Source organism: Caulobacter sp. DWR1-3-2b1 (assembly GCF_049895765.1).
Lineage (GTDB): Bacteria > Pseudomonadota > Alphaproteobacteria > Caulobacterales > Caulobacteraceae > Caulobacter.
The window spans coordinates 52,698-62,468 of record NZ_JAFCSZ010000011.1; the positions used below are offsets into that span (position 1 = coordinate 52,698).

Here is a 9,771-nt window from a genome sequence, read left to right on the forward strand (position 1 = left end):
GCCCCAACCCCACATAGGGACTCATGAAGACGATGACACCGCCCGACCCCACCCGACGTGGGGCCATTTTCGGATTTGCCGCCGCCACTGCCGTTTCGACAGGCGGCACATCCAGCGCGGGGGCGGCCGACAAGCTCCCTATCGTCACGGTGCTGGGCGACTCGATCACCGCTGGCCTGGGCCTGCCCGCGCGCGACGCCCTGCCGGCGCAGTTGCAGGTCGCGCTGGACCGGATGGGCGTGAAGGCGGCGGTGCGCGGGGCCGGCGTCTCGGGCGACACCAGCGGCGGCGGTCTGGCCAGGGTCGATTTCAGCGTCTCGGCCGAGACGGCCGTTTGCGTTGTGGCCCTGGGTGGCAACGATCTGCTGCAGGGCGCCGACCCGGCGCGAACCAAGGCCAACCTCAAGCGCATTATCGAGAAGCTGAAGGCCCGCCGCATCCGTGTGGTGCTGGCCGGCGTGCGGGCTCCGCCCCTGATCGGCGCGTCCTATGCGCGGCAGTTCACCGGCCTCTATCCGGCCTTGGCCCGCGAGACCGGCGTGGTCTTCCATCCGGATTTCGTGACCGGCGTGGTCGGCGCGCAGCGTCTGATGCAGCGCGACGGCATCCACCCCAACGCTGCCGGCGCGCGGGTGATCGCCGAGCGGCTGGCGCCCACGGTGGCGTCCGCGCTGCGAACCACAATTCCGGTTCACAGCGCGAATCGTCTTTAGCCGTCGATCAGGGTCGATTTGTTGATCGGCGGGTGAGCGATGTGGGCGTTGCGGCCGAACACGCGACCCATGAGCCGATCCGCGCGGACTTTCAGGCCGTCCATCAGGATGAACACGACGGGCACATAGAGCAGCGACAGCAGGGTCGAGGTGATCAGGCCGCCGATGACGGCGATGGCCATCGGAGCCCGGAACTCGACATCCGCGCCGAAGCCGAAGGCCACGGGCGCCATACCCGCCGCCATGGCGACGGTGGTCATCAGGATCGGCCGCGCCCGCTTGTGGGCGGCGTCGACGATGGCCTCGCGCTTGTTCATGCCGTGCTCCTTCATCGCCATGATCGCGTACTCGACCAGCAGGATCGAGTTCTTGGCCGCGATGCCCATCAGCATCAGGATGCCAATCAGGGTCGAGATCGAGAAGCTCGACTTGGCCAGCACCAGCAGGGCGAAGGCGCCGCCGATGGCTAGCGGCAAGGCGACCATGATGGTGATCGGGTGGGCGAAGCTGCGGAACAGCAGCACCAGCACGATGTACATCAGCAGGATGCCGGTGATCAGGGCGGCGGCGAAGCCGGTGACCATCTCCTGAATGAACTCGGCGTCGCCGGCCGGCACCTCCTGGACGCCGGCGGGCAGGTTCTTGACCGAGGCCAGGGCGTGGACACGCTTGCTGGCCTCGCCCACGACGATGCCGTCGAGTTCGGCGGTGATGGTGGCGACGCGCGAACGGTCCTGACGGCTGATCTGGGACGGACCGGCGCCGAAGCGCACGTCGGCCACCGCGTTCAAAGGCACGGGGCCATTGGCGGTGGGCACCTGCAGGGTCTGCAGGACCGCCATGTCCTCGCGGGCGTCCTGGGTCAGGCGTAGACGGATCGGCACTTGGCGGTCGCCCAGATTGTACTTTGGCAGGTTCTGGGCGACGTCGCCGATGGTGGCCACGCGCACGGCTTGCGAGATCACGCCGGCCGAGACGCCCGCGCGGGCAGCCTGGTCGGGCCTGGGCTCGACGACGATCTCGGGACGGGCGATCGAGGCGGTGTTGACCACGTGGGCCAGACCCGGCACGCCGCGCATCTCGGCCTCGACCTTGCGGGCGGCGGCTTCCAGGGCGGGGCCGTTGTCGCTGAGCAGGCTCAGGGTAAAGCTGGTGCCGTCGCTAGGGCCGCCACCGTTATTGGAGCCCGAGCCGATCCGCGCGCCCGGGATGGCGGCGAACTTGTCGACCATCAGGCGACTGAACTCCTGCTGGCCCATGCGCTGGCCTTTTTCCACCAGGTCGGCGTTCAGGGTCGCGGTGTTGACGGCGTTGTTGGAGCCGACCGAGGCGTAGACACCGGCCACTTCGGGACGAGCCTGCAGCTCCTTGGCCATGCGCTGGACGATGGCGTCGGTCTCGTCGAGCGTGGCGCCCGGCGGAAGCTCGACGGAGAACGGCGCGCGGCCACGGTCGGCCGCGGGCGAGAATTCGAAGGGCAGGCGGGTGGCCAGAAAGCCCGAGATCAGGAACATCGGAATGCCCATCGCGAGGACTTTCCAGCGATTGTTCAGACCCCAGTTCAGGCTCTTCAGATAGGGACCCATCCAGGGCGGGTCCTTGTCCTCGTGCTTGGGATTGGGCTTGAGCATGTAGGCGCCCATCAGCGGCGTCAGCAGGCGGGCCACGACCAGCGAGAACAGCACCGAGATACAGGCGGCCAGGGCGAAGGCCTTGAAGAACTGGCCGACGACGCCCGGCATGAACCCGACGGGTGCGAACACCGCCACGATGGTGAAGGTGGTGGCCACGACGGCCAGACCGATCTCATCCGCAGCTTCCATGGCGGCCGCATAGGGCGTTTTACCGCCCCGCATGTGGCGGACCATGTTCTCGATCTCGACGATGGCGTCATCGACCAGGATGCCCACGGTCAGAGACAGGGCCAGCAGGGTGATGCCGTTCAGCGACTGATTCAGCGGCGCCATCACCGCGAAGGTGGGCAGCAGAGACATCGGAATGGCCACGGCGGCCAGGAAGGTCGCCCGCCAGTCGCGCAGGAACAGCAGCACCACCAGCACGGCCAGGACCGCGCCGACGATCAGGGCTTCCATCGAGGCAAGGTAGCTGTCCTCGATATATTTCACGTTCGAGGTGATCTCGTTGATCTCGAGCTCAGGGTGGGCCTTGTCGAGTTTCTCGACGGCCTTGCGCACCTTCTCGGCGGTCTTCACCTCACTGGCGCCGCGCGAGCGGACCATGTTGAAGGTCACGACTTCCTGGCCGTCATAACGGGCGCGGGAACGGGGTTCGGCCCAGTGATCCTCGACCGTGCCGAGGTCGCCCAGGCGGACGCTGCCGCCGCCGCTGAGCGGAATGCGGGTTTCGCGCAGCTGGTCGATGGAGTCGGCCGCGCCGAGCGTGCGGATGGCGCGCTCGGAGCCGGAGATCGTCACCCGGCCGCCGGGCAGGTCGGCATTGGACGAGACCAGCGCCTGGCTGACCTGGGCGGCGGTGACGCCGCGCGCGGCCAGACGGTCTGGATCGAGCGCAACCTCGACCTCGCGATCGACGCCGCCCCGGCGATTGACCTCGCCGACGCCCTTCAGCGCCAGCAGGGTGCGACTGACATCGTTGTCGACGAACCAGCTGCGCTGCTCCGGCGTCAGGGTCGGGGCCTTGACGACATAGGTGATCAGCGGATCGCCGGAGATGTCGATCCGCGTGACCGTGGGCTCCTGCATGTCCTGCGGAAGCTCGCTGCGCAGGCCGGACATGGCGTTGCGCACGTCGTTGGTGACGCGCTCGTGATCGACGCCCAGCTCGAACTCGATGAAGGTGGTCGAGGCGCTGTCGGTGATGGTGGAATTGATGTGGCGCACCTGGCCCAGGCCGGCGATCGAGTCCTCGATCAGGCGCGTGACCTGGGTTTCCAGTTCGCTGGGCGCGGCGCCGGGGCGCACGGCCGTGACGACGACGAACGGGAGGTCGACATCAGGGTTGTTATTGATGCGCATGCTGCGGAAGCCGGAAATACCGGCGATGGTCAGCAGTAGGAACAGCAGGATGACGGGGATCGGGTTCTTGATCGCCCAGGCGGACATGTTGTTCATGGCGTCGGGCTCCTAACGGGCCGACTTGGCGGCGGAGATCGTGGGAACGGCGCTGCCGATCCGGACCGAGTCACCTTCGCCCAGGAAGCCGGCGCCCTCGACGACCACCTGCTCGCCGGCGGCGACGCCGGTGGCGGCGATCCGATCGGCGGTGGTGGCCAGGATGACGATCCGGCGGAAATGGACACGCTTCTTGGCGTCGACGACGAATACGCCCGGACGGTTTTCGCGATAGAGCACAGCGGCGCTCGGGATGGTCAGGGCCAGCTGGTTGCCGGCCTGGATGGTGGTGCGCGCGAACATGCCGGGGCGGAAGCCACCCATGCCCGACAGGGCCACGCGGGCGACGCCCAGGCGGGTCTGGCCATTGACTTCCGAGGTGACGATACGCACGCGGCCCGACGCCTCGCCGACCTTGTCGGAGACGATGGTGGCGGGCATGCCGGGCTTGATCAGGGCCAGATCGGTCTCGGGAATTTCGGCGTCCAGTTCCAGGCGGCTGTCGCGGACGATGCGGAAGACTTCCGCGCCGGTGCTGACAATCTGCCCCTTGGTGACGTTGCGACGGCTGATCAGGCCTGACACGGGCGCGCGGATCGCGGTCTGGGCGACGCGGGCGGCGGTCTCGCCGCGCGAGGCCTGGGCCGCAGCGACCTGGGCGGACGCCGTCTGCTGACGGGCCAGGCTGGTGTCGAGCGAGGCTTGCGACAGGTAGCCCTTGGTCTGCAGTTCGCGCGAGCGGCGCAGGCCGGCTTCGGCCTCAGCCAGGGTAGCGCGAGCGCTGGCGACGCTGGCGTCCTGCTGGCGCAGCTGCGCCGACAGCAGAGTGTCGTTGAGCTTGACCAGAACCTGGCCGGCCCGGACGGTCTGGCCTTCCTCGGCATTGACGGTCACGGCGGTCAGGCCGCCGGTCTCGGCGCCGACGATGACCTCTTCCCACGGAGAGATGGTGCCCGTGGCGTTGATCTCGAGCGGAACGGCCTGCGACGTCACAAGGGCGACGCTGACCGTCTCGGTCGCGGTCGCGCTGGGCGGAGCCTTGGCCTTCTTGGATTTCTTGTCGTCGCCGCCACAGCCGGCGAGCGCGATCGCGCCGATGCTCAGGACCACAACCAGCGCGCTCGAACGCGTCACGCGCCCCTTGATCCCGTAATCCACGATCGTCCCCGACTGTCCCAGAAAGCTGTCATTTGCCTTCTAGCCGACAAAACTCAGGTCTCTGAGTTAAATCATCGTAAGACGATAAGGGCGCGCGATCAGATCGACGGTGCTGCTCCCGATTGAGCCTGGACGGCGCGGCCGAAACCATCGCGGGCGCTCATGCGCGACCAGTAAGCGGCGACTTCAGCCGGAAACTGGTCCGAAACGCCAAGGGACGTGGCCAGGAGCAGGGCGTAGGCGATGGAGATATCCGCGCCCGTAAATCGGTCGGCCGCGACGAACGCGTGGTCCCGCAGGATCAGGTCCAGTCCCTTCAGGCGGGCGAGGAACCAGCGGGTGTAGTCCGCGGCGACCTGGGGACTGCGGCGCTCTTCCGGCTCAAGACGCGAATAGCGCAGCACCAGGGTCTGGGGAAAGGTCAGGGTGGCCTCGCCGAAATGCAGGCCGTTGAGATAGGCGCCGTAGCCGGGCTCGTCCGGGCGCACGGAAAGCGCGCCGCCGCCGTGGCGCACTGACAGATATTCGATCATGGCCGCTGACTCGGTCATACGGGTGTCGCCGTCGATCAGCAGCGGGATGGTGCCCAGCGGGTTTTCGTCGAGAAACTCCCGCGCCAGGAACCGGGGCGGGAAGGGCAGGAGCTTGAGGTCGTAGGCGAGGCCAAGCTCCTCCAGCGCCCAGAGCGGGCGGAAGGAGCGGGCGTCGCGGCAGTGATAGAGGGTGATCATCGAGACCCCAGTCGAAGCTTGCGGCAAGCGAACCAGAAAACCGGCGGGCCGTCTTCTATGACGCTGGGTCAACCTGCCGAAGGGGTTTCGGCGGGCCGTTTTGGCCGAGAGAGGCTGCCGATCAGCAGGGCGATCATGGTCAGATAGCTGAAGATGGCGCCGGCGACGTAATAGGCCCGGCCCCAGATGCCGGCGTCGATCATCACCGCCAAATGCAGGAACACGCCCAGGCCGTGGAAGCCGCTGGCCCACATCGGCCACCAGCGATCCGACCTCAGGGCTATGAGCAGCAGGGCCGCCAGCAGCAGGCCGTCGATGATCATGATCCCGGTTTGAGGCCCCCATAGCTGCAGGCTTCGCTGGGCGAAGGTGCTGCCCAGCCAAGCCAGGGCCATGGCGGCGGCGGCCCATCGCTCGGGTCGCCCGCCCCGCCAGACGGCGGCGCCGCAGGTGACGATAAGGGCCAGCAGGCTGGCCCACTGATACAGCGCGTGGAATCCCATCGATCGAACCTGCGGCGCCGGAGCGAGGAAGGCTAGGCCCGGCCGCCGCCAACGACCGGGGCTCTATATCAGGCGACCCGAAGGGGCTTGACGACCTCCAGCCAGCCATCGGCCAGACGACCCTCGGGCGTGGGAGGTTTTTCGCCGCCACTGCCAAACGATACCGCGGCAAGCCCGATGTCGCGCTGGGCGACCGACAGGCGCTTGTGGGTGTCGACGATGTTCTGCCGGGCGACGCCCAGGGCCTGCATGGTGTGGATGGCGCCCATCAGGGCGTCCTGGCCGATCAGGGCCGAAAGATTGGCCTCTTCACGGCTGGTGGGCATCAGACCCGCGAGATTGGCGGTGCGAGCGATCGCGGCGTCGATGGCCTTTTCGGCGGCGAACAGGGCCTCGGCGACGGTTTCGGCGGCCTGACGGCGTTGCTTGAGCATGAGCGGTCTCCTCACGCCGAGCGGTGTCGGCGCGTTGCGGGGGTCAAGTTGTCGGGATTGATGGGCCTCGCGGTCGGCGAGGCGATTCTAGAAGAGTTCTTCGAGGGCTCGAAGGCCGGCCAGGATCGATCCGAACGCCAGGGCGGTCACGATCATCACGGCGACGATGAACCCAAATCGGTGAAGGGCTGTCAGCGCATTGGGGCCTCCTCGGAACAGGAAGAGGGCCCCTCGGGATCCGAAGGCGGGAAGGTCTCGTCCATCACTGCGCTGGCGATGCACAGGATCTCGCGCAGCACCATCTCCGCCGGCTTGAACTGCGCCTGCTTGCGTGTGGCCGCCACCAGGTCCTGGACCAGCGCCGCGCCGCCCGGCGTCGCCGAAAGGTTGGAAAGCTGTCGCTCCAGCTGGCTCCAGGTGAACGGCGGGGCCTGGTCGGGTGGAGAGTTCAGCGCCGGCCAGGTCCGATGGAAGCGCTTTATGTCCTCGCGCAGATGGGTCGCCCTGCCGATCGCGTCCTTCTGGTGTGGGTTCAACTCGGTCACTGAACGCTCCTTGCTCGATGCGGTCAGCTGACCGCGAGGAGAGAGCAGCGCCTAGCCGGGGCGGATAGGACCCCGATCCGGTCGGAGGGGGGGCGCCGAGTGGCGAAGGGGTGGAGCGGTCGAAGGCAAGCCGCGCGGCGGCATAGCGATCAGGCGCGCCCAGACGTTTGCGAGCCTTGTCCAGGTGCCAGTCGACGGTGTGCTTGGAGAGGCCCAGTTCTCTGGCGATCTCCTTGGAGCTCATGTGATGATCGACAAGGCGCAGGCACTCGCGCTCACGCTCGGTGAGCCGATCAAGGCCGGTGGCGACCTCGCCCGGATGGATCGCCCCCTTGTCCATCCGTTAATCTAAAGCGTTGCCTTAGCGAGGAGCAAGCCGCCGTCGCTATCGCGCGACGACATCGCCCGTTTCGAGCGCCGATGACACCTTCCACAGATCGATCCCGCCCTCGGAGGCGTGGCGGTCGATGGCGGCCAGCTCCTCGGGTGAGAAGGCCAGGGTGTTCAGGGCGGCCAGCGAGTCTTCAAGTTGCGCCACCGTGCGGGCGCCGACCAGGGCCGAGGTGACGCGTGGGTCGCGCAGCACCCAGGCTATGGCCATCTGGGCCAGGGTCTGGCCGCGCGCCTTGGCGATGGCGTTCAGCGCGCGGATGCGCTCCAGGTTGTCTTCGGTCAGCAGGTGACCGCCGAACGAGCCTTCCTTGGCCACGCGCGAGTCGGCTGGGACACCGTTCAGGTACTTGTTGCTCAACAGGCCCTGGGCCAGCGGCGAGAAGGCGATGCAGCCGACGCCCAGCGTCTCCAGCTCGTCCAGCAAGGCGTCTTCGATCCAGCGGTTGAGCATCGAATAGGACGGCTGGTGGATCAGCAGCGGCACGCCCTCGGCCTTAAGGATCGCGTGGGCCTTGAGGGTCAGTTCGGGCGAGTAGGAGGAGATCCCGACATACAGCGCCTTGCCCTGGCGGTGCAGGTGGGCCAGGGCGCCCATGGTCTCTTCCAGCGGCGTTGTCGGATCGACCCGATGCGAATAGAAGATGTCGACATAGTCCAGGCCCATGCGCTTGAGGCTCTGGTCGCAGCTGGCGATAAGATACTTCCGCGAACCGCCGACGCCGCCATAGGGGCCAGGCCACATGTCCCAGCCGGCCTTGGTGGAGATGACCAGCTCGTCGCGATGGGCCTTGAAGTCGGCCGCCATGACGCGGCCGAAGTTCTCTTCCGCCGAGCCGTAGGGCGGGCCGTAGTTGTTGGCCAGGTCGAAGTGGGTGACACCCAGGTCGAAAGCGCGGCGCAGGATGGCGCGGCCGGTCTCGAAAACGTCCTCGCCGCCGAAGTTCTGCCACAGGCCCAGCGAGATGGCCGGCAGGTCCAGACCGCTGCGCCCGGTGCGGCGGTACGGCATGGCGTCATAGCGGTTCGGGGCGGCTACATAGGTCAAGGCAGGTGTCCCTAATGCGCGGGCCGTAACGGGTCGGTCCGTCTTGTGTCTGACAACGTTGTCAACCTAGAGCCCTTTCCGACCCTGATGGCTTCATCAGGGTCGGGCGAAAAGGGCTCTAAATCAAAAGTTTAGAGCATTTTTCGATCCGATAACCGTTTCACACTTATCGGAAAATGCTCCAGCGCGTGACAAGGACGCGGCAAGTCCGGTTTTCAGGCCTCGCGGCGAGCGGCTTCCGACTCGGTGGACGGCGAGGCGGCGCGGATCAGTTCCAGCACATCGACGATGATCAGCCGCATGGCGGTGGAAGCCTTGTCGGCGTCGCGGGCGATGATCGCCTCGGCCACGTCCTCGTGCGAGGGAATGCTGGCGGTGCGGCCCTTGATGCGGTTGGTGAACCGGATCGAGATGCGCAGGGCGGTGTTCACCAGCTCGTGCAGCTCGCGATAGAACGGGTTCTTGGTCGCGTTGAGGATCGAGATGTGGAAGGCGATGTCGGCCGAGAGGGCGTCATCCTCGCCCTGGGCGGCGGCCTTCATCCGGCGCAGGCCCTTGCGGATTTCTTCCAGCCCAGCCTCGTCGGCGTTTCGCGCGGCCAGGGCGGCGGCGGCGGGCTCTATGCCCAGCCGCATCTCGGTGAATTCAGCCAGCAGGCGCAGGGAGAACTTGCGCTCCAGCAGCCAGCGCAGGACGTCGGGGTCGAGCAGGTTCCAGTCGCCCTCGGGCTCGACCACCGTGCCGTGGCGGGGGCGGGCGCTGAGCAGGCCCTTGGCGGTCAGCATCTTGACCGCCTCGCGGGTGACCGTGCGGCTGGCTCCGAACTGCTTGGAAAGCTCGCCCTCGGTGGGAAAGCCGACGGTGACATATTCACCGGTGACAATGGCCTGACCTAGCGCCTCGACCAGACCGTAGGTCAAACTGAGGCCAGGCTGGGTGCGCATCGGCTAGTCTTCTTTTCTGCGAGGTGGCGCGATCTGACTCGGTGCTGTTTAGCGTGGTTCGCTCTGGCTCGAACAGTCCTTGCGTCAACGAATACACGGCCCTCCCAGGGTTGTCTGACCAATCTTGCGTCGTCGGGGGGCCCCCGCGGGGCGGCCCCCCCCCCCCCGGGCACCCCCCCCCCACCGCATGGGGGGGGAGGGTGACGGAGAAAC

9 protein-coding genes and 1 pseudogene are annotated in these 9,771 nt (G+C 67.2%); 1 reads left to right on the forward strand and 9 read right to left on the reverse strand.

Features of this window, described 5'->3' with window-relative positions; translation table 11 throughout:
- The first annotated feature begins 23 nt into the window (after positions 1-23).
- Entirely contained in the window at positions 24-713 is a 690-nt protein-coding gene (locus ACP69S_RS12050; RefSeq protein ID WP_425997500.1) for an arylesterase, read from the forward strand.
- Here ACP69S_RS12050 and ACP69S_RS12055 read toward each other — a convergent pair.
- From ACP69S_RS12055 to ACP69S_RS12095, 9 genes and pseudogenes are all read right to left on the reverse strand, one after another.
- Positions 710-3,805, reverse strand: a complete 3,096-nt coding sequence (locus ACP69S_RS12055) for an efflux RND transporter permease subunit (protein ID WP_425997502.1) — start codon at positions 3,803-3,805, stop codon at positions 710-712. The two genes, ACP69S_RS12050 and ACP69S_RS12055, sit on opposite strands and share 4 nt — an antisense overlap.
- Before the next feature lie 12 nt (positions 3,806-3,817).
- The gene (locus tag ACP69S_RS12060; RefSeq protein WP_425997504.1) at positions 3,818-4,939 is read right to left on the reverse strand and encodes an efflux RND transporter periplasmic adaptor subunit; all 1,122 of its coding nucleotides are present in this window, start codon (positions 4,937-4,939) and stop codon (positions 3,818-3,820) included.
- A 122-nt stretch (positions 4,940-5,061) separates the two neighbouring features.
- A complete protein-coding gene (locus ACP69S_RS12065) occupies positions 5,062-5,694 on the reverse strand; it encodes a glutathione S-transferase family protein (RefSeq protein WP_425997506.1) in 633 nt (210 codons plus the stop codon).
- A gap of 68 nt (positions 5,695-5,762) precedes the next feature.
- Entirely contained in the window at positions 5,763-6,197 is a 435-nt protein-coding gene (locus ACP69S_RS12070) for a hypothetical protein (protein WP_425997508.1), read from the reverse strand.
- A gap of 68 nt (positions 6,198-6,265) precedes the next feature.
- Positions 6,266-6,631 carry a hypothetical protein gene (locus ACP69S_RS12075; RefSeq protein ID WP_425997510.1) on the reverse strand — a complete coding sequence of 122 codons (366 nt, stop codon included), beginning with the start codon at positions 6,629-6,631 and terminating at the stop codon, positions 6,266-6,268.
- Positions 6,632-6,822: 191 nt separating this feature from the next.
- Positions 6,823-7,176 (reverse strand): hypothetical protein, encoded by a 354-nt coding sequence (locus ACP69S_RS12080; protein WP_425997512.1) that lies wholly within the window; start codon positions 7,174-7,176, stop codon positions 6,823-6,825.
- Between the two features lie 184 nt (positions 7,177-7,360).
- A pseudogene (locus ACP69S_RS12085) lies at positions 7,361-7,420 on the reverse strand (hypothetical protein); the annotation flags it as partial.
- A gap of 141 nt (positions 7,421-7,561) precedes the next feature.
- Positions 7,562-8,578 (reverse strand): L-glyceraldehyde 3-phosphate reductase, encoded by a 1,017-nt coding sequence (mgrA, locus tag ACP69S_RS12090; RefSeq protein WP_425997609.1) that lies wholly within the window; start codon positions 8,576-8,578, stop codon positions 7,562-7,564.
- Positions 8,579-8,829: 251 nt separating this feature from the next.
- The gene (locus tag ACP69S_RS12095) at positions 8,830-9,558 is read right to left on the reverse strand and encodes a FadR/GntR family transcriptional regulator (RefSeq protein WP_425997514.1); all 729 of its coding nucleotides are present in this window, start codon (positions 9,556-9,558) and stop codon (positions 8,830-8,832) included.
- Between the last annotated feature and the right edge of the window lie 213 nt (positions 9,559-9,771).